We start from the raw sequence: 24649 nt of genomic DNA on the forward strand, positions 1-24649 counted from the left end.
GTGACGACGACACCGGCCGGCGGCCGTCGCGGGAGACCGTGGCGTGCCGCCGGCACGGCCGTCGTCGTCACCATGGCCATGATCGGCGCCGGCATGATCGGCGCCTCCCTGAAGACCACGCCCACTCCCCGACCGCCGCAGCCGCTGGCGCAGGCCGGTCCCGAGGTCACCGGGCCGGCGAGCACCGCCGACGACGGGCAGTCGGCCGGTCAGGGGAACAACGCTCCGGCCGGGTTGGCCCGTTCGGCACCGACAAGCATCGAGATCCCCCGGATCGGTGTCGACGCGACGATCATGTCGTTGGGCACCAACCCGGACGGCACCGTTCAGGTCCCCGCACTGGACAAGGCCGACCAGGCCGGGTGGTACGAGCCCGGGGCCAGCCCCGGTGAGACGGGTAACGCGGTCATCGTCGGGCACGTGGACTCGGCGGTGCTCGGCCCTGCCGTCTTCTTCGACCTCGGCGCTCTCACCCCCGGCGACACCATCACCGTGCGCCGCGCCGACGGAGTGCCGGCCACCTTCACTGTCGACTCGGTCAAGTCGTACCCGAAGACGGCCTTCCCCACCGAGTTGGTGTACGGACCGAGCGACCGGCCCAGCCTGCGGGTGGTCACCTGCGGCGGCCAGTTCGACGAGGTAGCGAAGAGCTACCCGGACAACATCGTCGTCTTCGCCACCCTGGCGGCGTGACCGGCGACGAACGAAACGCGGTCCGGCCGGTCGGGTCACCCCGACCGGCCGGACCGCGTCCGGCGTACCTGACTCAGGCGGCTGCGGAGGTCCGCACCAGGGTGCGGATCTGACGCAGCAGCACCGACAGCGCGGCGAGGTCCGCCCGCGACTCGTCGAACTCCCCCATCGCCCGTCGCGCGCGGTGGATGGAGGTGGCGTTCGACTGCTCCCACTGCTGCACCCGCTCGTGCGGCGGCAGGTCGCCAGGGGTGGAGTCGAGGACCTCCGCGGTGAGCGCGGCCAGCGCGGCGTACAGGTCGTACCGCAGCGCCATCCGGGCCAGCGTCTGCCAACGGTCCTCCCGCGGCAGCAGGGAGATCTTCGACAGCAGCGAGTCCACCCGGAACAGGTCGGACAGCACGAAGTAGACCGAGGCCACCTCGCTGACGTCCCGTCCGCTGGCGTTCGCGGTCTCCACCACGTCCATCAGGCCGAAGCTGTACATCAGCCGGGTCGCCCGCTCCGCCAGCTCGCGAGGCAGCCCACGCTCGGTCATCGAGTCCATGTGCGCGGCGATGCCCTGGCGCTCGTTGCCGTAGAACAGCTCCTCGAGCCCCGGCAGCAACCGGGTGACCCCGTCCCGCAGTCGGGCGATCTCGGCCGGCACGTCGATCGGCGAGCGCCGGTTGGAGACCAGCCACCGCACCGCCCGGTCGAGCAGCCGGCGGGTGTCCAGGTACACGCTGGTCTGCAGCTCCGGCGCCACCTTGTTGTCCAGCGCCTCGACCGCGTCCCACAGGTCGCGCAGGCCGAACACCTCGCTGACCACCACGTACGCCCGGATCACGTCTGCCGCGCTGGCCGCCGTCTCCTCGACCACCCGGAAGATGAACGAGATGCCACCCCTGTTGATCGCCTCGTTGACGAGCACTGTGGTGACGATGTCCCGGCGCAGCCGGTGCCGGCCCATCCGGTCGGCGAACCGTTCGCGCATCGGCGTCGGGAAGTAGTTGACCAGGACGTCGGTCGTCCACTCCTCGTCGGCCAACCCCTCGGTGAGGATCTCCCGCTCCAGGACGATCTTCACGTACGCGAGCAGCACCGCGAACTCCGGCGCGGTGAGGCCGGATTCGCTGCGAACCGCCAGCTCCTCGTCCGGCGGCAGCGCCTCCAGGGCCCGGTCCAACCCGCCCGAACGCTCCAGCTCGTTGATCATCCGGCGGTGCACGGGGAGCAGCGAGGCGGCCTGGGCCTGGGCGTTGTTGATCGCCCGAGCCTGGTCGTAGTTGTCCCGCAGCACCAGCTCCGCGACCTCGTCGGTCATCCCGGCCAGCAGCTCGTCCCGGTCCGCCGTGGTCAGCTCCCCGTCGGCCACCGCCGTGTTGAGCAGGATCTTGATGTTCACCTCGTGGTCGGAGGTGTCCACCCCGGCCGCGTTGTCGATGAAGTCCGTGTAGATCCGGCCACCTGTCAACGCGTACTCGATCCGGCCGAGCTGGGTCCAGCCCAGGTTGCCGCCCTCGCCCGCCACCCGGCAGCGCAGGTTGCGCCCGTCCACCCGGATCGCGTCGTTGGACTTGTCGCCCACCTCGCCGTTGGTCTGCGTGGAGGCCTTGACGTAGGTGCCGATGCCGCCGTTCCAGAACAGGTCCACCGGGGCGGTGACGATCGCCTTCATCAGGTCCTGCGGCGACATCTGCGTGACGTCGTCGTCGAGGCCGATCGCCGCCCGCACCTGCGGCGTGATCGGAATCGACTTCGCGGTACGCGGGAAGATGCCGCCACCCGCCGAGATCAGCTCGGTGTTGTAGTCCTCCCACGAGGAACGGGGCAGGTCGAACAGCCGCCGACGCTCCGCGTACGAGGTGGCGGCGTCCGGCTCCGGGTCGAGGAAGATGTGCCGGTGGTCGAAGGCGGCCACCAGCCGGATGTGCTCGGAGAGCAGCATCCCGTTACCGAACACGTCGCCGGACATGTCACCGACGCCGACCACAGTGAAGTCCTGGGTCTGGGTGTCCAGGCCCAGCTCCCGGAAGTGCCGCTTGACCGACTCCCAGGCGCCCCGGGCGGTGATGCCCATCTTCTTGTGGTCGTAGCCGGCGGATCCGCCGGACGCGAACGCGTCGCCCATCCAGAAGTTGTGGGTCTTGGAGATCTCGTTGGCGATGTCGGAGAACGTCGCGGTGCCCTTGTCGGCCGCCACCACCAGGTACGGGTCGTCGCCGTCGTGCCGGACCACGTCCTCGGGCGGCACGATCTGCCCACTGACGATGTTGTCGGTGACGTCGAGCATCGCGCCGACGAACTCCTGGTAGCAGGCGACCGCCTCGTCCCGGTCACCCGGCTTCTGCTTCAACACGAAGCCGCCCTTGGCGCCGACCGGCACGATCACGGTGTTCTTCACCATCTGCGCCTTGACCAGGCCCAGCACCTCGGTACGGAAGTCCTCCCGACGGTCGGACCAGCGCAACCCGCCCCGGGCCACCGGCCCGAACCGCAGGTGCACACCCTCGAACCGGGGCGAGTAGACGAAGATCTCGAACTTCGGTCGCGGCGCCGGCAGGTCCGGAATGGCCTGCGGGTCGAGCTTGAACGCGACGTACGCCTTCGGCCGCCCGTCGGCGCGCTTCTGGTAGAAGCTGGTCCGCAGGGTCGCCTCGATCAACGTCAGGTACGAGCGCAGGATCCGATCCTGGTCGAGGCTGGCCACGTCGTCCAGCGCGCCCCGGATCGTCTCCACCAGCTCACCGCTGCGCTGCTGCCGCTGCTCGGTGCTCAACTCGCCAGGCGCGAACCGGGTCTCGAAGAGTTCCACAAGCAGCGCGGCGAGCTTCGGGTACGCGATGAAGGTCTGCTCCATGTAGTCCTGCGAGAAGACCGTGCCGGCCTGCCGCAGGTACTTCGCGTACGCCCGCAGCACCACCACCTGCCGCCAGGTCAACCCGCCGCGCAGCACCAGCTCGTTGAACCGGTCCACCTCGGCCTCGCCGCGCCAGGCCGCCGCGAACGCGTTCTCCACGTGCGGGCGCACCTCGGCCAGCTCGTGATGCCCCTCGGGCAGCATGAGGCCGAAGTCGTACAGGTAGACCCGACCGTCGATCCGGTCCACCTCGTACGGGTGCTCGTCGACCACCCGTACGCCGAGCGAGTGCAGCACCGGCAGCACGGCGGAGAGCATCATCGGCTCGCCGTACCGGTAGACCTTGAACCGGACGTCCATCGCCTCGGCCAGGTCCGCACCCGGCACGCGGGTGCCGGGCCGGGGCGCCAACTGCTTGCGGAACAGGTGCATCTCGAGCTGGCCGGGCTCCTCCAGAAGCTCCAGCTTCGCCAGGTCCTTCATCGCCTCGTACGGCGTGTGCCCGTCCTTGTAGCCCTCCGGGAACGCGTCGGCGTACCTGGTGAACAGGTGCTTGGCCTGCTCGTCGCCGAGCTTGCGCTCCAGCACCAGGCGGTAGTCGTCGTCCCACAGCCGGGTGGCGTCGGCCAACTCCTCGGCCAGCAGGTCGGCGTCGATGTCGCCGGGCGGCCGCGTCGGGTCGGTACGGACGATGAAGTGCACCCGAGCCAGCATCGACTCGGTGACCCGGGTGGTGTAGTCCACTCCGACGCCGTTCAGCTCACGCAGCAGGATGTCCTGCATGCGCAGCCGGTTCTGCGTGGTGAACCGGTCCCGGGGCAGGTAGATCAGGCAGGAGATGAACCGCCCGTACGCGTCCCGACGCAGGAAGACCCGCAGCTGCCGGCGGCCGGCCATCCGCAGCACGCCGATCACCGCGTGGTACAGGTCGTCGGTCTTGATCTGGAACAGCTCGTCGCGCGGGTAGGTCTCCAGGATCTGGATCAGATCCTTGCCCGAGTGGCTGCGCTGGCTCAGGCCGGAGCGGTCCAGCACCTCGGCCACCTTGCGGCGGACCACCGGCAGCTCGCGGACGCTGGTCCGGTAGGCGGCCGTCGAGAACAGGCCCAGGAAGCGCCGCTCACCGATCACGTCACCGGCGGAGTTGAAGATCTTGAAGCCGATGTAGTCCAGGTACGCCGAGCGGTGCACCGTGGCACGGGAGTTGGCCTTGGTGATGATGAGCAGGCGCTTCTCCAGCACCTTCTCGTGCGCCTCGGGCGTCATCGAGGACAGCGACCGTGCCTCCGGCGAATCCGAGCGCAGGATGCCCAGCCCGGTGCCGAGCACCGCCTCCAACGCCTTGCCGTCGACCTGGTCGGCGGCGTCGCCGCCGTCGGCGTCCACCAACCGGTACTCGCGGTAACCGAGGAAGGTGAAGTGGTCGTGGGCGAGCCACCGCAGCAGCTCCACCGAGTCGGTGATGTCCTTTTCCGGCACCGGAGGGCGGTTGTCGGAGGTACGCGCCGAGGCCAGCTCGTCGGCGAGCGCGAGGGCACGCTGCCGCATCTTCGGCCAGTCCTCCACCGCCTCCCGCACGTCGGTGAGCACCCGCTGCAACTCGCGGCGCAGCCGGTCCCGTTCGGCCGCGTCCCGGACCGGGTCGATCTCGATCCGCATCCAGCTCTCGATGATGTCGCCGGCGATCGCGTCGTCCGGCTCCACGTCCGCGGAGACCTCGGTGAGCCGGCCCAGCGGCTCACGCCGCACCACCACCAGCGGGTGCACCAGCAGGTGCACGTCGAGATGGTACGAGTTGAGCAGCGCCGTCACCGAGTCGACCAGGAACGGCATGTCGTCCGTGACGATCTCGACGACCGTGTGGTGCTGGTCCGCGTGCGGTTCGTGGATCCGCAGCTTCAACTCTCCCGGCACCCGCTGCTGGGCGAGATCCCGGTGTGCCCGGGCCGCGTCGAGCATCTCCTCTGCCGTGAAGCCGACCAGCTCCTCGTCCGGGGCGAACCGCCAGAAACGGCCGACAAGTGTCGCCGCGTCGTGGTCGTCCCCCGCGAGCGCGACGGCCTGGGCCACCAGGCGCTCCGCGTTGGGGACGGGTTCGTCGAGCTCGGCGTCCTCCACGTCGTCGGCCAACGCCTCGGTCGGCAGGCCCAGATCGTAGATGGTGTCGATGCTCGACCCGGTCAGCCCGGTGACTCCCGTGTCGAGTCGGCCGTAGCCGTCCCCGTCGGTCGCCGAATCGAAGCTGTCATCGTCCCGGCCGGAGTCATCCTGCCGGAGGTCGGGTTCCGGTTTGATCGCCGGACGCCGGTCCATCGGTGCCACTCCCCTCGACCCACCGCGTTGTGGGTCACTCTGCCGCCCAGCCTAGGCCCTGCCGTTGTGCGCCTTCGTCGGCGGACCACTGGCCAGACGTCCGGATCGGGACTTTGTCCTTTCACCCGTTGCGGGTCCGAGGTTGGCCGGCTGCGGGATACCCCGCCACGCGATGTTCATCACACGGGCGCGGCCCGTCTTTGAGCGCGGCCGAGCACCTGGGGGACGTTGGGGACGGCGTTCGCGTACTACCGTGCGAGGGCAGTCCGAGATCGGAAGGACCAGCTTCATGCCCTTGTCGTACCCCCGGCCCCACCGGCCGAACCCCGCCCGCCGGCTGGCCGCCGCCGTCAGCACGGCGCTGCTCGCGGCGGGTGTCCTGGTCGGTTGCTCGGGCGAGGACGGGCCGCAGCGCGCCGTCGACGCCTTCCTCGCGGGCTGGCGCAGCGGTGACCTCCAGGCCGTCGGCCTGATCGACCCGCTCGGCACGAAGCTGCCGTCGGCCGACGTGGCGCGCGAGATCAAGGAGCTCTCCGGTGAGCTGGCGGCCACCCCGCCCACGCTGACGCGTCGCGGTGAGCCGAAGATCACGAAGGACATCGCGACCACGACCATCCAGGTGGAGTGGGCCCTGCCCGGTCAGACCCGCTGGGCGTACGACCGGGAGGTGCGGCTCGCCCACGGCGACGACGACCAGTGGCAGGTGATCTGGGAGCCGACCGTGGTGCACGAGCAGCTCACCAAGGGTGACCGGTTGGCGCTGCGCCGCGACGCCGGTGCCCGCGCCGCCGTGCTGGACAACGCCGGCAAGCCGCTCGTGACCCCGCGCCCGGTGGTCCGGGTGGGTGTGCAGCCCGACGGGGTGGCCGACCTCAAGAAGCTCGTCAAGGACCTCGACGCGGCGTTCAAGGCCATCCGCCCGGCGCTGGTCCCCGGCGTCGACCTGGCCGACCTGCCCGAGCGGGTGTCCAAGGCCGAGCCGGGTGCGTTCGTCGAGGTGGTGTCGCTCCGCGAGGAGGCGTACCGGCAGATCAAGCCCCGGATCTACGACCTGCCCGGCACCAAGTTCGTCTCCGCCAAGATCGACCTGGCGCCCACCCGTGAGTTCGCCCGTGCGGTGCTCGGCTCGGTCGACCCGGCGCAGGCCGACGACCTCGCCGCACACCCCGACCGGTACGTCGTCGGCGATCTGGTCGGGCACGGCGGGCTGCAGGGCCGTTACGACGAGCGACTGCGCGGCGGCCCCGGGCTGACCGTGGTGGTGGAACGTCCGGTCGAGGGCGGCAAACTCGAACCCACAGGCACCGAGCTGTTCCGCCGGGAGCCGCAGCCCGGGCAGGCGCTGAAGACCACACTGGACGTCGCCGTCCAGAACGCGGCCGACGGGGCACTGCGCGCCGAGTCGCGCCGGTCCGCCCTGGTGGCGATCCGGGTCAGCGACGGCGCCGTGCTCGCCGCGGCGAACGGCCCCGGCCCGGCCGGGGAAAATCTGGCCTTCAACGCCCAGGTGCCTCCGGGCTCCACGTTCAAGATGGTCAGCACGCTGGGCCTACTGGACCGGGGCGCGGTCACCCTGGACGGGCCGGTGGACTGCAAGAAGACCTTCACCGTGGACGGCCGGTCCTTCAAGAACTCGGACAACTTCGAGCTCGGCTCGGTCCCGTTCCGCACCGACTTCGCCAAGTCCTGCAACACCGCGTTCGCCGCGCTGGCACCGAAGCTCGGCGGTGACGGGCTGGCCGCCGCCGGCCGCTCGCTGGGCCTGGAGGGTCAATGGGACCTCGGCACGGACGCCTTCACCGGCAAGGTGTCGACGGGCGGCAGCCTGGCCGAGCAGGCCGCCGCGTCGTTCGGGCAGGGCACCACGCTGGTCAGCCCGCTCGCCATGGCCGGTGCCACCGCCGCCGTCGCCCGCGGCCGCTTCGAGCAGCCGAAGCTGCTGATCGACCCGGCGCCGGCCAAGCCGGCCCCGGCGGGCGAGCAACTGAAGCCAGAATCCGTCGCGGCGCTGCGCACGATGATGCGCGAGGTGGTCACCGCCGGCACCGGCAGCGCGCTCAAGGATGTCCCCGGCGAGGTGTACGGCAAGACCGGCACCGCCGAGTACGACGACAACCCGGCGCACACCCACGCCTGGTTCGTCGGCTGGCGGGGCGACGTGGCGTTCGCCGTCTTCGTGGAGAAGGGCGGGGCCAGCACCGCCTCGGCCGTCCCGATCGCCGAGCGCTTCCTCCGCGCCCTGCCAGCCTCCTGACCCGACCGCCCGGGCGCTGCCCGGCTGCTGCCCGGCCTTGATCGACTCGACTTCGCTGAAACTGCGGTATCCGAGCCACTCGGACATCCCGGTTTCACTGATACCGAGTCGATCAAGGCCGGGTGGCCGGGGCCGGATCAGGCGGTGTCGGCTTTGTGCCTTTCCGGCGGGTTCTCCGTGGCCGGGGAGGTGCGTCGGAGGAGCCCTGGGCCGGCCGACGCCGGCGGGCCGACCGGTTCGCGCTCGACCAGAGGCGCGATACCGGCCGCGATGCCCGACGGCTCGGGTTGGGCCCGGCCGGCGGGTGACTCGGCCTCGACCGGAACGCCGGAAGACACCCCGCCTGTCGCTGAGCCGACCCCTGCGTTGCCGGTGCCGGGAGTGCCGACCACTGCGTTGCCGAGCCCTGCGTCGCCGAGCCCTGCGTTGCCGAGCCCTGCGTTGCCGACCCCTGCGTTGCCGACCTCGGGGGCGCCGACCGCAGGTGTACCGACGCCAGCAGACCCGAGAGCGGCAGGCCCGCCACCGGCAGGTCCGCGGGCAGCAGGCCCGACACCGGCGGAATCGCCGTCAGCGGGGACATCACGCCCGGCAATCCGCTCAGCGCTGTTGAGCCTGTCAAGCACAGCCACCGCATCGGGCCGCTCGGCACGGTCGGCGCGCTCGGCACGGTCGACGCGCTCGGTGGCGGTCGCGGTGCGGCCGTTGCCACGCCGCGGGGAGGGCGTCGGCCGGGCCGACAGCAGTCGGGGCGGCACGGCTTCCGGGGCGGTCACCGGTGCCAGACCGGCGACCACGGTGTTGACGATCTCGGCCGCGTACGAGCCGTCCGGGTCGTAGTCGGGGTCGAAGACTGTCAACTCCACGCCCAGGCAGTGCGGGGTGTCGACCAGGCCGGCGAGCAGGATCTCCAGCTCGGCGAAGGCGATCCCACCCGGGTCGGGAGCGTCCACGGCAGGCATCACCGCCGGGTCGAGCACGTCCACGTCGATGTGCACCCAGTAGCCCGCGCAGTCAGCGAGTTGCTCGTGCGCCCACTGGGCCGTCCGGGCGGCGCCTTCGGCGCGCAGCGCCGGCACCGGTCGGGTGGTGATCCCGGCGGCCTGGAGGTCGAGCCGGTACTCGTCCTGAGCGCGGATGCCGAGCACCACAACGTCGATGTCACGGAAGTACGGCCGGCGGCCCTCGAGCGCGGCCAGGTCGGCCTGCCCACGCCCGGTGACCAGGGCCAGGTCCTCACCGGCGGCAGCGCCGACGTAGGAGGCGTTGCCGGGGTGCCGGAAGTCGGAGTGCCCGTCGACGAAGACCAGCCCGATCCGCCCGCCGACGGCCTCGCCGAGGCGGTGCATGGCCAGGGCCGAGCCGAGGAGCACTGAGCAGTCGCCGCCCAGCACCACCGGGAACTCGCCCCGGTCGATGATCGAGCCGATGCGTTCGGCGAGGGCCAGCGAGTAGTCGGCGATCTCCCGGGCGTGGCACACCCCGTCGCCGGGCCGCCAGTCGCCGGGGTCGTACCGGGCGGGAGTGACGCAGCCGGCGTCGCGGGCGCGGAGCCGGGCCAGCAGGTCGTGGTCACGCAGCGCGCCGGGCGCCTTGGCGCAACCGGGGACCGACGTGGGCGTCGGTGGCCGTAGACCGAGATTTGTCGGCGCGTCGAGGACGGCGATCCGGCGCATCATGAGCTCCCGTCCTCGGTGGTCGGGCGGGCCGGCCGGAACGCCGGCCCGCGCTAACGTGCTACGAACTCAGAACAGGGCGCTGGCCAGGGCCCGACGCGCCGAGGCGACGGCCGGGTCGTCCGGGCCGGCGATGGAGAAGAGCGAGACCAGGTGCTGGCGTACCGTCTCCCGGTCCTCACCGGCGGTGCGCCGGACCAGACCGACGAGCCGCGCGTACGCCTGCTCGGCCAGGCCACTGAGCACCTCGATGTCGGCGGCCAGCAGTTGGGCGGCGACGTCGTCGGGGGCGCTCTCGGCGGCGGCCAGCGCGGTGGACGGGTCGGCGCCGGCCACGCGACGGGCCACCCCGACCTGGGCCAGCCCCGCCGTGGCCGCGGCGTCCGCCGGGGCGTCGGCGAGGATCTTCCGGTACGCCTGCTCGGCGGCGTCCAGATCGCCGCTCATCAGCGCGTCGTCGGCCTCGTCGAGGCGCGGGTCCTCCGGCTCGGCGACGGTCACGCCGCCGGCCTTGAGGACGGCCTGGATCCACTGCCGCAGCTGCGCCTCGGGCACCACGCCGGAGAAGGCGTCGACCGGCTGGCCGCCGACGACCGCGTAGACCATGGGAATGCCCTGAACCCGGAACATCTGGGCAATTCGGGGATTTTCCTGCACGTCGACCCGTGCCAGCACCCAGGTGCCGCCGCCCTCGGCGTTCAACCGCTCCAGGACCGGGGCGAACTCGTCGCTCTCCGGGAAGCCGGCCGCGCCGAAGAACACGACGACGGGCGTGGCCATCGAGCGTTCGAGCACGTCGGACTGGATGGTCGCCTCAGTGACGTCCACGATGGCGGTGTCACCGCCGGCGGTGGGCGCGCCGGGGGCGCCGTTGGACGGGCCGCCCTGCGGGGGCGTGCCGGGGCGGGTACTTGCTGGTGCGGGGCCACGCAGCGTGCTGAGGTCGACCGCGCCGCGGGTGAAGATCGACGAGGTGATCCGTGGGTCGCTCATGGTTACCTAGTCTCGCACGTGAGCCCCAGATCTCAGCTCACCCGCAACCCCGACGTTGCAACTCTCACCCCCAACCCCCACCCCCGCCCAGCCCCTCCCCAACCCCGCTCCCCGCACCCCGCCCAACCCCGCCGATCTTGCGCTACGTGTTGCCCATATGTGGTCTTCTGCGGCTTATGTCACCGCAGAAACCGCAAGATCGACGGAGGGTGGGGGTGCAGGGTCTGAAGCAGGGGCGGGGCAGGGGTGGGGTTAGAAGCGGGCTGGTTCTCGGTAGGTGCCCCATTCGGCGCGTAGGGCGTCGCAGATCTCGCCCAGGGTCGCCTCGGCGCGGACCGCGTCGAGCATGGCGGGGATCATGTTCTCGTCGGTACGGCTCGCCTCGACCATCCGGGTCACCGCCGCGTGGACAGCTGACTCGTCCCTCGCGCCCTTGCGCTCGGCGAGCACCCGGCGCTGCTCCAGCTCCACCTCGTGCGAGATGCGCAGGATCTCCAGTTCCTTGGCGACCGTGCCGGTGTGGCAGTTGACCCCGACGATCTTCTTGTCGCCCTTTTCGAGGGCCTGCTGGTAGACGAAGGCCGACTCGGCGATGTGCCCGGTGAACCAGCCGTCCTCGATACCGCGCAGGATGCCCGAGGTCATCGGCCCGATCTGGTGCGGCCCGTCCCCGCCGAGCTGGCGGATCCGGGCGAAGATCTCCTCCGCCTCGGCCTCGATCTTGTCGGTCAGCGCCTCGACGTACCAGGAGCCGCCGAGCGGGTCGGCCACGTTGACGACGCCGGTCTCCTCCATCAGCACCTGCTGGGTACGCAGGGCGATCTCGGCCGACTCGTCGGTGGGCAGCGCGAGGGTCTCGTCCAGCGCGTTGGTGTGCAGCGAGTTCGTGCCGCCGAGCACCGCCGCGAGAGCCTCGACTGCCGTGCGTACGACGTTGTTGACCGGCTGCTGCGCGGTCAGCGACACCCCGGCGGTCTGCGTGTGGAACCGCAGCCACAGGGCCTTCTCGCTGGTCGCGCCGTAGACGTCGCGCAGCCAGCGGGCCCAGATCCGGCGGGCGGCACGGAACTTGGCGATCTCCTCGAAGAAGTCGAGGTGCGAGTCGAAGAAGAAGCTCAGCCCCGGCGCGAAGACGTTCACGTCCAGCCCTCGGGAGAGGCCCAGCTCGACGTAGCCGAACCCGTCGGCCAGGGTGTACGCCAACTCCTGCGCGGCGGTCGAGCCGGCCTCGCGGATGTGGTAGCCGGAGACCGACAGCGGCTTGTAGCGCGGGATCTCCCGGGCGCAGTACTCCATCAGGTCGCCGATCAGGCGCAGGTGCGGCTCGGGGTCGAAGAGCCACTCCTTCTGCGCGATGTACTCCTTGAAGATGTCGGTCTGCAGGGTGCCGTCCAGCTTGGACAGGTCGGCGCCCTGCCGCTCGGCGGCGACCAGGTACATGCAGAACACCGGCACCGCCGGGCCGGAGATGGTCATCGAGGTGGTGACGTCGGCCAGGTCGATGCCGTCGAAAAGCGCCTGCATGTCGGTGGCGGTGTCGATGGCCACACCGCAGTGGCCGACCTCGCCGAGCGCCTGCGGGTCGTCGGAGTCGCGGCCCATCAGCGTCGGCATGTCGAACGCCACCGAGAGGCCGCCACCGCCGGCGCCGAGGATCATCTTGTAGCGCTCGTTGGTCTGCTGGGCGTTACCGAAGCCGGCGAACTGCCGGATCGTCCAGGTCCGCCCGCGGTAGCCGGTCGGATACAAACCCCGGGTGTACGGGTACTCGCCCGGCCAGCCGATCCGTTCGAAGCCCGGATAGGTGGCGCCCTCGGGCGGGCCGTACACCGGCTCCACCGGCATTCCGGAGAGCGTGGTGAAGTCCGCGTCCCGCTTGCGCGCGGCGTCGTACCGGGCCTGCCAGCGCGCCCGTCCGGCGTCGATCTCGTCGGCGTCCATGAGCAGGGCTCCTCCTCGGGTCCTCGACTGCACGTCGAGTGTAAGGCCCCTACCTGAACGATCGCTAAGTCGCGTCGTACCCACGGGTAACGTGAGCTGGCAGGCGTCGACGCCTCAGACCGCTGCCGCCCCCGGCTGGTTCAGCTCGATGTCGTCCACCGTGACGTTGACCTGGGTGACGGTCAGGCCGTACTTCTCCACCGCCTCGATCACCGCGGCCCGCACCGCCTCGGTCACGTCGGCCACCACGTGCCCGGCGTCGATCACCAGGACCACGTTGATGACTGCCGAGCCGCCCTTCACGTCGGCCGAGACGCCCCGGCGAGAGTCGCCCACCTCGTCCAGGCCGACCTTGTCCAGCACGCTGTTGAAGAACCGGGCCACGTCACCGCCAAGATCGGCGACACCGGGCACCGCACGGGCGGCCGCGCCGGCGATCTTCTCCACGACCTCGTCGGAAACCGACGTGACACCCCGGGCCGCACCCGTCGCGGGCTGCACTGCACCGGCGTTCTCCACCGCGTCCGTCATGATCACATCTCCCCTGGTCCCGGTGCACTGTGGACCGACCGATTCGTCAGCCCGCTCGCGTGGCCGACCGTGCGGCGGCCACGCGCCGCGAGCCTACTAAAGAATCGAAACGACTTTCGCCTCCAGGCAACCGGAGCACAGCGTCGACGCGACGGCGCCGGCCCGGTCTGCGTGACGGGTCAGCGGGCGAGCTGGGCGAGCAACTCGTCCGCCGCCGTGTACGGGTCGATCGCACCCTCGGCCACCTTGGTGGCGAGCGTGCTCAGCTCCGTACCGTCGCGCAGTGAGCCGATCCGGGCGCGGAGGGTGCCGAGCGCGATCGCCTCGATCTCGGCGGCGGCCCGCGCCTCCTGGCGGCGGCGCAGCTCGCCGTGCTCGACCAGCCAACCCCGGTGCTTGTCGATGGCGGCGGCGATGTCGTCGATGCCCTCGCCGCGCGAAGCTACCGACCGGACCACCTGAGGCCGCCACTGCCCCGGCCCACGCTCACCGAGAGCGATCATGCCCTGGATGTCACGGACGGTGGCGTCGACGCCGTCCCGGTCGGCCTTGTTCACCACGAACACGTCGGCGATCTCCAGGATGCCGGCCTTGACCGCCTGGATCGCGTCACCCATCCCGGGCGCGAGCAGCACCAGCGTCGTGTCGGCGAGCGAGGCGACCTCCACCTCCGCCTGCCCGACGCCGACGGTCTCCACCAGCACCACGTCGCAGCCGGCGCCCTCCAGCACCCGGACCGCCTGCGGCGTCGCCGCCGCCAACCCGCCGAGGTGCCCCCGGCTGGACATCGACCTGATGTAGACGCCCGGGTCGGTGGCGTGGTCCTGCATCCGCACCCGGTCGCCGAGGATCGCCCCGCCGGTGAACGGGCTGGACGGGTCGACCGCCAGCACGCCCACCCGGTGCCCGTGCGCCCGCAGCGCGCGGACCAGCTCGTTCGTGGTGGTCGACTTGCCCACGCCCGGCGAACCGGTCAGCCCGACCACCTGGGCCTGCCCGGCGTACGGCGCCAGCGCCGCGGCGATCGCCGGCAACAGCGCGTCACCGTTCTCCACCAACGTGATCAGGCGGGCCACCGCGCGGGGGTCACCCGCGCGGGCCCGCTCGACCAGCAGCGGTACGTCCCGACTGCGGCGCACCGACGTGGTGCCCGCTGCCGGGACGTGCTCGGCCGCCTCGCTCACAGCACCATCTTTGTTCGCGACTGCGGGGCTCGCAAAACCGGCTCACTCCTCGCGCTCACTGGCTGCCTGCGGCCTTGCCCGGCACGTGGATGATCAGCGCGTCGCCCTGGCCACCGCCGCCACAGAGCGCCGCCGCGCCGGTGCCGCCACCGCGCCGCTTCAGCTCCAGGGCGAGGGTGAGGACGAGACGCGCACCGGACATGCCGATCGGGTGCCCCAGCGCGATCGCGCCGCCGTTCACGTTGACCTTGTCCGGGCTGATCCCGAGGTCACGGGTGGACTGGACACCGACCTGCGCGAACGCCTCGTTGATCTCGATGAGGTCCAGGTCGGCCACGCTCAGGCCGCCCTTCTTCAGGGCGTGGTTGATCGCGTTGGACGGCTGCGAGTGCAGGGAGTTGTCAGGGCCCGCCACGTTGCCGTGCGCACCGATCTCGGCCAGCCAGGTCAGCCCCAGCTCCTTCGCCTTGGCCTTGCTCATCACGAGCACCGCGGCGGCGCCGTCGGAGATCGGCGAGGAGCTGCCGGCGGTGATGGTGCCGTCCTTGGCGAAGGCGGGGCGCAGCTTGGCCAGCGACTCGACAGTGGTGTCCGGGCGAATGCCCTCGTCCTCGGTGATCACCAGCGGGTCGCCCTTGCGCTGCGGGATGACCACCGGGGCGATCTCGTCGGCGAAGTGGCCGTTCTTCTGTGCGGCGGCGGCCCGCTGGTGGCTGGCGGCGGCGAAGGCGTCCTGCTCGGTGCGGGAGATGCCGTGCTTGACGCCGAGCCGCTCGGTCGACTCGCCCATCGAGCAGCAGTCCCAGGCGTCACTGAGCCCGTCGTGTGCCATGTGGTCCTTGACCACCACGTCGCCGTACTTGTAGCCGGTGCGCTGACCCATCAGCAGATGCGGGGCGTTGGTCATCGACTCCATGCCGCCGGCCACCACGATGTCGAACTCGCCGGCGCGGATCAGCTGGTCGGCCAGGGCGATCGCGTCCAGGCCGGAGAGGCAGACCTTGTTGATGGTCAGCGCCGGCACGGACATCGGCACGCCGGCCTCGACCGCCGCCTGCCGAGCCGGGATCTGACCGGTGCCGGCCTGCAACACCTGCCCCATGATCACGTACTGGACCTGGTCGGGGCTGACGCCGGCACGCTCCAGCGCCGCCTTGATGGCGATCCCGCCGAGCTTCGTGGCCGGGAGGTCCTTGAGGTTGCCCAGCAGCCGGCCCATCGGGGTCCGCGCGCCGCTGACGATCACCGAAGCCATGCCTGCCTCCGAAGGGGTGCCGAGCTGTACGCCTTAACGATTGTTCGGCCAGACTAGCGCCATGGCAGAGAACTCCCCCGTCGAGCCCGGTGCGGACTACGTCACAGACATCGGACTTCGCAAGATTGACCACGTCGGGATCGCCGTGGCCGACCTGGACGCCGCGATCGACTTCTACCAGCGGACGTTCGGGATGCGCTGCGTACACGTCGAGACCAACGCCGAGCAGGGTGTCCGGGAAGCGATGCTGGCGGTCGGGCCGACCACCGAGGGCGGCTGCGTGCAGTTGCTCGCCCCGCTCACGCCGAAGTCGACGATCGCGAAGTTCCTGGACCGCAACGGGCCGGGCGTGCAGCAGGTCGCGTACACCGTGGTGGACATCGACGCGGCCTGCGCGGCGCTGCGCGAGCGCGGCATGCGCCTCCTCTACGACGCTCCCCGGCGCGGCACCGCGGACAGCCGGATCAACTTCGTCCACCCCAAGGACGCCGGCGGCGTCCTCATCGAACTGGTCGAACCCGCCCCCACCAACCACTGACCGCCCGCCTCCCTGCCCCACCCCTGTTGATCAAGAGGTTTGCGTCATCCTGCGCCGCGGAGATGACCGAAAGCTCTTGATCAACAGGGGGTGGCGTGCCGGCGAGCCCGGGGTGCGCGCACGTCAGTGCGCGGTTGGCGGGGTCGCTGGACACCTTCACGCATCGGCGGATGCAGTTTTTCACAGAGGACTTCCCGGCCTAGCTACCGTTCAGTAACGTCCGGCCCCACAGGAGCGCGACCGGTGCCGGATGTGTCGAATGCCGACATGGCGGTCGTGCCCACCGGCGCCGACGATGGCAGCACCCGGGCCCGTGCGGGTGCGGACGAACCGGAGGTCACCGTGCAGGACATCCTCGAAGCGATCATGGCGGCGGAGGAATCGAACGATCCGGACCGCGAACTCGCCGGCCTCGCCGGGCTGCCCGTACCGGAGACCTACCGGGGCGTGGTGGTCCGCGCCGAGGAGGCCCGGATGTTCGACGGCATGGCCACCCGGGACAAGGACCCGCGCAAGGCCCTGCACGTGCAGGAGGTGCCGACGCCGGAGCTGGCGCCGGGCGAGGCGCTGGTAGCGGTGATGGCCAGCGCGATCAACTACAACACGGTGTGGACCAGCATCTTCGAGCCGCTGCCCACCTTCAAGTTCCTGGAGCGCTACGGCCGGGTCTCCGAGCTGACCCGCCGGCACGACCTGCCGTACCACGTGGTCGGCTCGGACGCGGCCGGCGTGGTGCTGCGTACCGGCCCCGGGGTGACCCGCTGGGCGCCCGGCGACGAGGTGGTCGCGCACTGCCTCTCCGTCGAGTTGGAGGACGCGGCCGGGCACGACGACACCATGCTCGACCCGCAGCAACGGATCTGGGGCTTCGAGACCAACTTCGGCGGGCTGGCCGAGCTGGCAGTGGTCAAGGCCAACCAGCTGATGCCCAAGCCGCGGCACCTGAGCTGGGAGGAGGCGGCCAGCCCCGGGCTGGTCAACTCCACCGCGTACCGGCAGCTCGTCTCGCACCACGGCGCCAACATGAAGCAGGGCGACGTCGTGCTGATCTGGGGCGCGTCCGGCGGCCTCGGCGGGTACGCCACACAGATGGCGCTCAACGGCGGCGCGATCCCGGTCTGCGTGGTGTCCTCACCGGAGAAGGCCGAGCTGTGCCGCAGGATGGGCGCGGAGCTGGTCATCGACCGGGCGGCCGAGGGCTTCCGCTTCTGGAAGGACGAGGAGACCCAGGACCCGGACGAGTGGCGGCGCTTCGGCGAGCGGATCCGCGAGCTGACCAGCGGCGAGGACCCGGACATCGTGTTCGAGCACCCGGGTCGGGAGACCTTCGGCGCCAGCGTCTACGTGGCCCGGCGCGGCGGGACCATCGTCACCTGCGCCTCCACGAGCGGCTTCCAGCACCAGTACGACAACCGCTACCTGTGGATGCACCTCAAGCGGATCGTCGGCAGCCACTTCGCCAACTACCACGAGGCGTGGCAGGCCAATCGCCTGGTCGCGCTGGGCAAGGTGCACCCGACGGTGTCCCGCACCTACCCGTTGGAGCAGACCGGCCAGGCCGCGTACGAGGTGCACCGCAACGCCCACCAGGGCAAGGTCGGCGTGCGCTGCCTCGCGCCCACCGACGGGCTGGGCGTACGCGACGGGGAGTTGCGGGCCCGGCACGAGGACGCGATCAACAGGTTCCGGGGTCACTGACCGCCACCGCGGCGGTCCCGGGGTCACTGACCGCCACCGCGCCGGTCCCGGGGTCACTGACCGCCAGCGCCGGCACCGGGGTCCCGGCCGGACGGTGGAACGCTGGATGACCATTGCGCTGATCGCTCATTGTTCTTCCGCCCCCATTAGCGGATAAGCCACCCGGATCGAACAAAGGGCCTCGGGGTAACCCCGGGGCCCTTTTCCGCGTCACGCTGCGTGGTGTCCGACCAGCCGGGACCTGCCAAGATCGCCGATTGGTCCAACCTCGCCGATCGCGGGAGTTGACCATGTAAAGAGGGCACGAAAGCTTCGCACCGCTCTTGCGAAGCACCCTGGGGCGTCTGCCAGTATGTCCCAATGCCCCAGCAGCAGTCCTCCCCTCTCGCGTTCTTCGATAACGCGAACTCGCAGCCAGATTTCACCGTTGGCCTGCGCGGATACAACACCCATCAGGTCGACGACTTCCTCGGCCGGATGACCGCCGCGCTGACCCAGTCCGAGCAGGCCCGTGCCGAGGCCGAGCAGCGGATGAACGACGCCCAGCGTCGGCTCCGCCAGGCCGAGCAGCGCATGAGTGCGCTGGAGCAGAAGCTCACCGACACGAACAAGCAGCTCGAAGAGAACAGCCGGCCCACCCTCTCCGGGCTCGGCACCCGCGTTGAGCAGATCCTCCGGCTCGCCGAGGAGCAGGCCAACGACCACCGCAACGAGGCCAAGCGCGAGTCGGAGGGCATCCTCTCCGCCGCCCGCCTCGAGGCCCGTGAGATCACCGACAAGGCCCGCGCCGAGGCCGCGGCCATGAAGGCGAGCGCCGAGCGCGAGGCGGGCAACCTGCGTACGGCCGCCGAGCGCGAGGCCGCCGAGGTCCGGGTGCAGGCCCGCCGCGAGGCTGACACGCTGCGCGCCGACGCCGACCGTGAGACCAAGCAGCTGCGTACGGTCACCGCGCACGAGGTGGCCGAGCTGAAGTCGACTGTCGAGCGGGAGGTCGCCACCCTCCGCGCCACCGCCGAGCGGGAGATCACCCAGCAGCGGGCGAAGGCCGCCCGCGAGGCTGAGGAGAAGCGCGCCGAGGCAACCAAGCTGCTCACCGACGCACGGGACAAGCGCGACAAGGACCTGCAGGCCCTGGAGCTTCAGCTGGCCGAGCGGCGGGAGAAGGCCGAGCGCGAGGAGTCCGAGCGCCACGCCGCCCAGGTCGCGCAGACCCAGAAGCTGGTCAGCGAGGCCGAGCAGCGTGCCCGGGCCGCACAGGAGCGGGCCAAGGAGATCGAGCAGCGCGCCGAGGCGCGGCGGGTCGAGTCGGAGCGCAACGCCGCCGAGACTGTCGACAAGGCCAAGGCGCACTCGGAGAAGACCCTCAACGAGGCCAAGGCCGAGTCGCAGCGCCTGCTCACCGAGGCTCGCACCGAGGCGGAGCTGACCACGCAGGCCGCACGCCGCGAGGTCGAGGACCTCACCCGGCAGAAGGACGCTGTCACCTCGCAGCTGGGTCAGATGCTGTCCGGGCTCGCCGGCATCGTTCCGGGAATGCCGGCGCAGGCCGCCCCGGCTGCCAAGCCGGACGCCAAGAAGACCGACGGTGGTCAGGAGCGGGTGCCCGCGGAGACCGCCGGCTGACGCGAGGCGTCAGGTCGGGGCATCGACGGCGCGAGGTGACACCGGGTAACCGGTGCCACCTCGCGCCGTATGCGTTTCCCAGCCCGTGGTATCTCCCGGCCGCAATGGAGTGAAGTAGCTCCCACAAGGCCCGTCCGTATCGCCCCAGCCGGGCCCGTTGCGTGTGAGGATGGGGGCATGTCGCACGGCGAGGAACTGTTCGCTCTTGGCGGGGACGTGACGACGGAGCCCAGCTTCGAGTCCGCTCTGCGGGGGTACGAGAAGAAACAGGTCGACCGTTATGTCGCGCGTGCTGAGCACGAGATCGCGACCCTCGCTTCGGAACGGGAACAGGCGTACACACAGATCCACAAGCTCGCCGGCCAGGTCGAGGTTCTCCAGCGCGACCTGACCCAGGTGCGCAAGCAGATGAACGTGGTCGACAGGGCGTCGTTCCGGCATCTCGGCCCGCGGGTCGAGTCGATCCTCACCCTGGCCGAGGAGCAGGCCGAGCAGATCCTCACCGACGCGAACGGGGAGATCGAGGCTCGTCGTGCCGCCGCCGAGCACATCATCGAGGAGGCCCGCGAGCAGGCCGCGCGGGCTCTGAAGGACTTCGAGATCGCCCTCGCCGCCCGACGCGCGGAGGAGGAACGGCACAGCTCCGCCCGACGTGCCGAGGCGGACGCGACACTGCGGTCGGCCAAGGACGAGTCGGCGCAGTTGCGCAAGGCGGCGCAGGACGCGCTGGCGAAGGCCCAGCAGGAGGCCACCCAGCTGCGGGACACCGCCAAGGAGATCCACTCCCGGGCCCAGCAGGAGGCCACCAAGCTGCGCGAGACGGCCCGCGAGACGCTGGCCACCGCCCGGCAGGAGGCCAGTGACCTGCGCGATGCCGCCAAGGAGGTGCACGCCAAGGCCCTCCAGGAGGCCAAGCGGCTCACCGACACCGCGACCGAGGCCGGGCGGGCCACCCACGCCAAGGTGCAGCAGGAGGCCAAGCAGATCATCGACGACGCGTCGATGGCCGGCCGGGCCACGCGTGCCAAGGCGCAGCAGGAGGCCGAGCGGCTGACGACGCAGGCCAGCGAGTCGGCGAAGCGCAGCCGCGCCGACACCGAGGCGTACGTGCAGCGGATGCGCACCGAGACCGAGGCGTACGTGCAGCACACCCGGGCGCAGACCCAGCAGGAGCTGGGCGCGTGGCGGGCCGGGGTGGAGCAGGAGGTCAACTCCCGTCGGGAGGCGGCCGACCGGGAGTTGGCGCAGCGACGGTCCACGGCCGAGCAGGAGTTCGCCAAGCGTCGCGATGAGCTGGACAAGCAGCACACGTCGCGCCAGCAGGAGCTGGAGGCCGGGTTCACCAGCCGTCAGCAGGAGCTGGAGACCGGCTTCACGACCCGCAGGGACGAGCTGGAGACCGAATACTCCGGTCGCAAGAACGAGCTGGAGACCGAGTACACCACTCGCAAGAACGAGATCGAGCAGGGCGCGGCCGGCGTCCGGCAGGCGGCCGAGCAGGACGCGGCGGCTCTGCGCCAGCGGTCCGAGGCGGAGGCCGCCGAGCTGTTGAGCCAGGCCGAGACCGAGGCCGCCGACAAGCGCCGCAAGGCCGACGAGCATGTCGCGGCGTCCCGGCGGCAGTTCGAGGAGTACGCCGCCACCACGCAGCAGCACCTGGCCACCACCCAGCAGCACCTGGCGGCGACCCAGCAGGAGTCGGCGGCGGGCCGGCAGCAGCTGGCCCAGGTGATGCTGGAGATCGCCCAGGCCCAGCAGCAGCTCGCGGATCTGCGGCAGGAGACCTGGAAGGCCCGGCAGGAGTCCGACGAGTTCCAGCGTCAGATGTCCGAGCTGCGGTTGCAGAGTGTCGCCGGCCCGATCGACGGCCCGACCGCGCCGGCCGGGGACGCCAGCGCGAGCGGCAGCGTGCCAGGCGGTGGTGACGACGGCGTGAGCGTTGTCGCCGGCGCGGCCTCCGGGTCGGGTACGGGCACCGGGCTGAAGGCGGAGCCCACCGACGACAAGCAGCCGGTGAGCGCGGGCGCGGACGAGTCCGGGCAGTCCACCACGCGTCCGGTGGCCGAGCCGGTGACCACCGTGGATGGTGGGACGGCGAGCGCCGGGGTGGACGGAGAGCCGACAGTGGCCGCCGTTCCGGGCGAGGGCGGCCGGGGCGCCAAGCCCACCAAGATCACTAGCACCGGTGAGAACGGCAAGCGACCCACCAAGCCGACCACCGACGAGCGCAGCGCCAAGCCCAGCAAGGTCACCATCGAGAAGGAGTGACGGGCACCCGCCCGTCCAGGCTTCGAGATCTTGGACACTTTCCGTCAGCCGCTGACGGAAAGTGTCCAAGATTCACTTCTGCACCGGGTGGCGCAGGGTCGGGGTGAGCGTCCAGCCGGCTGCTACGAGCGCGCGACGGACGGTTTCGGCGACCTCGTCGGGGCGGGCCCGGACCAGCCAGGCCGGGAAGCGCAGAATCCGATCGCCGCTGGTCCAGACGTCGTTCTGCCGACGCATGTCCGCCGCCCACTGCCTGGCGTCCATGTGGTGCGCGCCGTCGATCTCCACCTGCACCCGCCACTCCCGCCAGTACGCGTCCAACCAGCGGGTCCGGCCGGCCGCGTCGACACGGTGTTCCTGGAGGTCGGGGGCGGGCAGCCGGCCCCGGCGGCACAGCCGCAGGAAGTCGATCTCGGAGAGCGCCTGCGCCCCGCCGGCGATGTCGCTGATGGTCTGCCTTATCAACCGCCGACGCGGGGCCCGGGGCAGGACGTCGAGCACCGCCTGCAACTCCTCGGGCAGCACCCGGCGTTGCTGGCAACCGGCTGCCAGCACCGCCTGCGCCTCGTCCACGCCGGCCGCCCAGCCGGCCGCGTCCACCAGCGCCCGCACCGTCGTGGTGCGCGGCGGACGGGCACGTTGGAGATGGGCCTCGGGTAGGACCGTCGTGCGATGGACCAGGACGGCGGGCATGTCGATCGGAAGTCGACGCAGTGTGGTCCGCGCGGCACGGCGAGCGGCGGGCACCAGCACGTGCAGTGGCTCGCGCCGCAGCCCCCGTACCCCGGCCTCGGCGGCGGCGGACACCCCAGCCAGCACCGCCTCCGGCCCGGCTGCCAGCACCGCCACCCAGAGTTGTTGGTCGCGGGTGAGTCGACCGTTGCCGGCCAGCAGGATTCCGCGGCAGATCGACCGCCACCGACCGGACCTGATCCGACCCCGCACCGTCCCCTCGCTGAGCAGCCCGGCGACCTGCGCGGTCGTCACAACGCCCGCCTGCTCGAAGGCGAGCCAGTCGAGTGCGTCAGCGTCATCGGCGGGCAGCATCCGAACAGCTTTCGCCGTTGACCGCCGCCGCACCACCAGATCTTGGACAGTTTCCGTTACGGCCTAACGGAAACTGTCCAAGATCTGCGGGGTTTAGCCGACGTCGGGGGGCGGGTCGATGATCGGGCGGCGGAACGGGCCCCACGCCACGAAGCGTTCGAACAACTCCCTGGGCGCCGGGCCGCCGTAGGGATTGAGCTGGTACAGGTCGTGCGCCGCCTCGTGGTAGAGACCGGCGAGGTAGATGGTCAGCGCGGCCGGATCCTCGTCGAACTCCGCCTTGAGCAGCAGCCGGGCGTCCGCGCAGGGCCACGGCAGGCCGTCCGCCCGGCAGCACCACATGGGTCGCAGCGGAGTGTGCGGCGTCCGCGCGCCGCAGGGTCGGGGAAACACGGGGTACGGCCCGAGCCGCGGCTGCGGCAGCCCCGACATCGGGGTACGTGCCCTCCCGCCCGAGCCGGAGCCCGGCGGGGTGCAGCCGGCGGGCGACCGCGACGCCGAGGTGACGGTGACGGTGACGGGCCGGGACCGGCCGGCATGGCGAGACGTCGACATGGGTGACCTCCTCGACTGGGCGCGGACGCGCCGCCGTGCAACGGCAGGCCCGCGCGGTGGGCCCGGACGCGGGCTGGTCACAGGTGACGCGCAGCCATACCGATCCGGTACGTGACAGTCTGCTGAGAACACCGTTACGGTCGGAAGGCGTCACCGTGCTCGGCGGCGGGACTGCGTCGACGGCGTGGCCCGCCGGGACATCTGGTGGAGACGACCCTCGACCTGCGGAGGCACTGTGGAACGCGACGCCGCGCCGACGGCCGACATGATCCGGGCGCAACTGCGCCGGCTGCGGATCGCCGCCGGCATGAGCCAGGAGGACTTCGGCCGGCTGGTGCACTACTCCGGCTCGATGGTGTCGGCGCTGGAGCTGGGCCAGCGTCCGCTGGACCGGCTCTTCCTGGCCCGCGCCGACGAGGTGCTGACCACCGGCGGCCTGCTCGTCCACCTGCTCAAGCTCGCCGAGCGGGACGGCCAGCCGAGCTGGTTCCGGCCCTGGCTGGACGCCGAGCGGACCGCCCGCCAACTGCGCTGCTTCCAACCCACGCTGGTCCCCGGCCTGCTCCAGACCGAGAACTACGCCCGCGCGGTGATCCGCTGCGACGACCTGCTCAGCGACGACGAGGTGGAACGCCGAGTCCACGCCCGCCTGGACCGCCAGTCGCTGCTGGTGCAGCCGGAGCCGCCGCAGTTCGTCGCGGTGGTCGACGAGTTGGTGCTGCGGCGTGCCGGCGAGGAGGTCCGCGGGTTGATGGTCGAGCAGATCACCCACCTCGTCGCCAGTTTGGAGCGACCACACGTCAGCCTGCACATCGTCCCGGCCGAGACCGGGCTGCACGTCGGCCTCTCCGGACCGTTCAATCTGGCCCGAGGCACCGACGGTGGTTGGGTGGGGCACATGGAGCACCAGATTGACGGTCTCGTGGTCGATGGCGACCATGAGGTGGCTACGCTGCTGGCGCGCTGGGAGATGATCAGAAACAGAGCGCTGCCCCGCCGCCAGTCGATCGAACTGATGAAGGAAGTTGTGACCTCATGGACCTGACCGGCGCGCTCTGGCGCACGTCCAGCCGTAGCGGCAACGGAGAGTGTGTCGAGGTGGCGGACAACCTGCCCAGGGTCGTGGGGGTGCGGGACAGTAAGGACCCGACAGGTCCGGTGCTGGTGTTCGCGCCTGCCGCGTGGCGGGCGTTCGTGGCGGTCGCCCGTCGTCCGACGGCCTGAGCCGGGAGGTCCCT

Annotated in this window: 16 protein-coding genes and 1 pseudogene; 8 read left to right on the forward strand and 9 right to left on the reverse strand. The window is 71.1% G+C overall.

Features of this window, described 5'->3' with window-relative positions; genetic code table 11:
• On the forward strand, positions 1–693 hold the full coding sequence (locus ACQP0U_RS26960; protein WP_433312324.1) for a class F sortase: 693 nt from the start codon (positions 1–3) through the stop codon (positions 691–693).
• A gap of 73 nt (positions 694–766) precedes the next feature.
• Here ACQP0U_RS26960 and ACQP0U_RS26965 read toward each other — a convergent pair whose 3' ends face one another.
• Complete coding sequence (locus ACQP0U_RS26965; RefSeq protein WP_433312327.1) at positions 767–5848, reverse strand: NAD-glutamate dehydrogenase; 5082 nt, start codon at positions 5846–5848, stop codon at positions 767–769.
• Positions 5849–6137: 289 nt separating this feature from the next.
• Between ACQP0U_RS26965 and ACQP0U_RS26970 the strand changes: the two genes are divergently transcribed.
• Positions 6138–8102, forward strand: coding sequence for a penicillin-binding transpeptidase domain-containing protein (locus ACQP0U_RS26970; protein WP_433312330.1), 1965 nt, complete (start codon positions 6138–6140; stop codon positions 8100–8102).
• A 712-nt stretch (positions 8103–8814) separates the two neighbouring features.
• Here ACQP0U_RS26970 and ACQP0U_RS26975 read toward each other — a convergent pair.
• The 6 genes and pseudogenes from ACQP0U_RS26975 to ACQP0U_RS27000 all read right to left on the reverse strand — a co-directional run.
• Positions 8815–9781 (reverse strand): annotated as a pseudogene (locus ACQP0U_RS26975) (arginase family protein); the annotation flags it as partial.
• Positions 9782–9847: 66 nt separating this feature from the next.
• Positions 9848–10771 carry a tetratricopeptide repeat protein gene (locus tag ACQP0U_RS26980; protein WP_363889790.1) on the reverse strand — a complete coding sequence of 308 codons (924 nt, stop codon included), beginning with the start codon at positions 10769–10771 and terminating at the stop codon, positions 9848–9850.
• A 252-nt stretch (positions 10772–11023) separates the two neighbouring features.
• On the reverse strand, positions 11024–12712 hold the full coding sequence (locus tag ACQP0U_RS26985) for an acyl-CoA mutase large subunit family protein (RefSeq protein ID WP_433312333.1): 1689 nt from the start codon (positions 12710–12712) through the stop codon (positions 11024–11026).
• 114 nt (positions 12713–12826) lie between these two features.
• The gene (locus ACQP0U_RS26990) at positions 12827–13243 is read right to left on the reverse strand and encodes an Asp23/Gls24 family envelope stress response protein (protein ID WP_433312336.1); all 417 of its coding nucleotides are present in this window, start codon (positions 13241–13243) and stop codon (positions 12827–12829) included.
• Positions 13244–13422: 179 nt separating this feature from the next.
• Positions 13423–14427, reverse strand: coding sequence for a methylmalonyl Co-A mutase-associated GTPase MeaB (meaB, locus tag ACQP0U_RS26995; protein ID WP_433312339.1), 1005 nt, complete (start codon positions 14425–14427; stop codon positions 13423–13425).
• Between the two features lie 55 nt (positions 14428–14482).
• Positions 14483–15682, reverse strand: coding sequence for an acetyl-CoA C-acetyltransferase (locus ACQP0U_RS27000; protein ID WP_433312341.1), 1200 nt, complete (start codon positions 15680–15682; stop codon positions 14483–14485).
• Between the two features lie 61 nt (positions 15683–15743).
• Between ACQP0U_RS27000 and mce the strand changes: the two genes are divergently transcribed.
• The 4 genes from mce to ACQP0U_RS27020 all read left to right on the forward strand — a co-directional run bounded on the left by mce (position 15744) and on the right by ACQP0U_RS27020 (position 21809).
• Complete coding sequence (gene mce / locus ACQP0U_RS27005) at positions 15744–16220, forward strand: methylmalonyl-CoA epimerase (RefSeq protein ID WP_433312343.1); 477 nt, start codon at positions 15744–15746, stop codon at positions 16218–16220.
• Between the two features lie 342 nt (positions 16221–16562).
• Entirely contained in the window at positions 16563–17918 is a 1356-nt protein-coding gene (gene ccrA / locus ACQP0U_RS27010; protein ID WP_433321190.1) for a crotonyl-CoA carboxylase/reductase, read from the forward strand.
• Positions 17919–18278: 360 nt separating this feature from the next.
• Positions 18279–19541: a DivIVA domain-containing protein gene (locus tag ACQP0U_RS27015; RefSeq protein WP_433312346.1), complete on the forward strand. Its 1263-nt coding sequence runs from the start codon at positions 18279–18281 to the stop codon at positions 19539–19541.
• A 177-nt stretch (positions 19542–19718) separates the two neighbouring features.
• Positions 19719–21809, forward strand: a complete 2091-nt coding sequence (locus tag ACQP0U_RS27020; RefSeq protein WP_433312349.1) for a hypothetical protein — start codon at positions 19719–19721, stop codon at positions 21807–21809.
• 72 nt (positions 21810–21881) lie between these two features.
• Here the strand turns inward: ACQP0U_RS27020 and ACQP0U_RS27025 are convergent, their stop codons facing one another.
• Both ACQP0U_RS27025 and ACQP0U_RS27030 read right to left on the reverse strand, forming a co-directional pair.
• On the reverse strand, positions 21882–22856 hold the full coding sequence (locus ACQP0U_RS27025) for a hypothetical protein (protein WP_433312351.1): 975 nt from the start codon (positions 22854–22856) through the stop codon (positions 21882–21884).
• Positions 22857–22949: 93 nt separating this feature from the next.
• Complete coding sequence (locus ACQP0U_RS27030) at positions 22950–23288, reverse strand: hypothetical protein (RefSeq protein WP_433321193.1); 339 nt, start codon at positions 23286–23288, stop codon at positions 22950–22952.
• Between the two features lie 388 nt (positions 23289–23676).
• On the opposite strand from ACQP0U_RS27030, the gene ACQP0U_RS27035 reads away from it, so the two are divergent.
• Entirely contained in the window at positions 23677–24456 is a 780-nt protein-coding gene (locus ACQP0U_RS27035; protein WP_433321196.1) for a helix-turn-helix domain-containing protein, read from the forward strand.
• Positions 24447–24635, forward strand: coding sequence for a DUF397 domain-containing protein (locus ACQP0U_RS27040; RefSeq protein ID WP_433312354.1), 189 nt, complete (start codon positions 24447–24449; stop codon positions 24633–24635). The genes ACQP0U_RS27035 and ACQP0U_RS27040 overlap by 10 nt, the downstream gene beginning before the upstream one ends.
• Positions 24636–24649 lie beyond the last annotated feature (14 nt).

It is taken from the genome of Micromonospora sp. CA-269861, from assembly GCF_050948505.1.
Taxonomy (GTDB): Bacteria; Actinomycetota; Actinomycetes; order Mycobacteriales; family Micromonosporaceae; genus Micromonospora.

What these genes read in the sequence shown, in the direction of transcription:
- ACQP0U_RS26965 (WP_433312327.1), bottom strand. Translation starts at nt 5,848, where the DNA reads ATGGACCGGCGTCCGGCGATCAAACCGGAACCCGACCTCCGGCAGGAT.
- ACQP0U_RS26970 (WP_433312330.1), top strand. Translation starts at nt 6,138, where the DNA reads ATGCCCTTGTCGTACCCCCGGCCCCACCGGCCGAACCCCGCCCGCCGG.
- ACQP0U_RS26980 (WP_363889790.1), bottom strand. Translation starts at nt 10,771, where the DNA reads ATGAGCGACCCACGGATCACCTCGTCGATCTTCACCCGCGGCGCGGTC.
- ACQP0U_RS26985 (WP_433312333.1), bottom strand. Translation starts at nt 12,712, where the DNA reads ATGGACGCCGACGAGATCGACGCCGGACGGGCGCGCTGGCAGGCCCGG.
- ACQP0U_RS26990 (WP_433312336.1), bottom strand. Translation starts at nt 13,243, where the DNA reads ATGACGGACGCGGTGGAGAACGCCGGTGCAGTGCAGCCCGCGACGGGT.
- ACQP0U_RS27000 (WP_433312341.1), bottom strand. Translation starts at nt 15,682, where the DNA reads ATGGCTTCGGTGATCGTCAGCGGCGCGCGGACCCCGATGGGCCGGCTG.
- mce (WP_433312343.1), top strand. Translation starts at nt 15,744, where the DNA reads ATGGCAGAGAACTCCCCCGTCGAGCCCGGTGCGGACTACGTCACAGAC.
- ACQP0U_RS27015 (WP_433312346.1), top strand. Translation starts at nt 18,279, where the DNA reads ATGCCCCAGCAGCAGTCCTCCCCTCTCGCGTTCTTCGATAACGCGAAC.
- ACQP0U_RS27020 (WP_433312349.1), top strand. Translation starts at nt 19,719, where the DNA reads ATGTCGCACGGCGAGGAACTGTTCGCTCTTGGCGGGGACGTGACGACG.
- ACQP0U_RS27025 (WP_433312351.1), bottom strand. Translation starts at nt 22,856, where the DNA reads ATGCTGCCCGCCGATGACGCTGACGCACTCGACTGGCTCGCCTTCGAG.
- ACQP0U_RS27030 (WP_433321193.1), bottom strand. Translation starts at nt 23,288, where the DNA reads ATGTCGGGGCTGCCGCAGCCGCGGCTCGGGCCGTACCCCGTGTTTCCC.
- ACQP0U_RS27035 (WP_433321196.1), top strand. Translation starts at nt 23,677, where the DNA reads ATGATCCGGGCGCAACTGCGCCGGCTGCGGATCGCCGCCGGCATGAGC.
- ACQP0U_RS27040 (WP_433312354.1), top strand. Translation starts at nt 24,447, where the DNA reads ATGGACCTGACCGGCGCGCTCTGGCGCACGTCCAGCCGTAGCGGCAAC.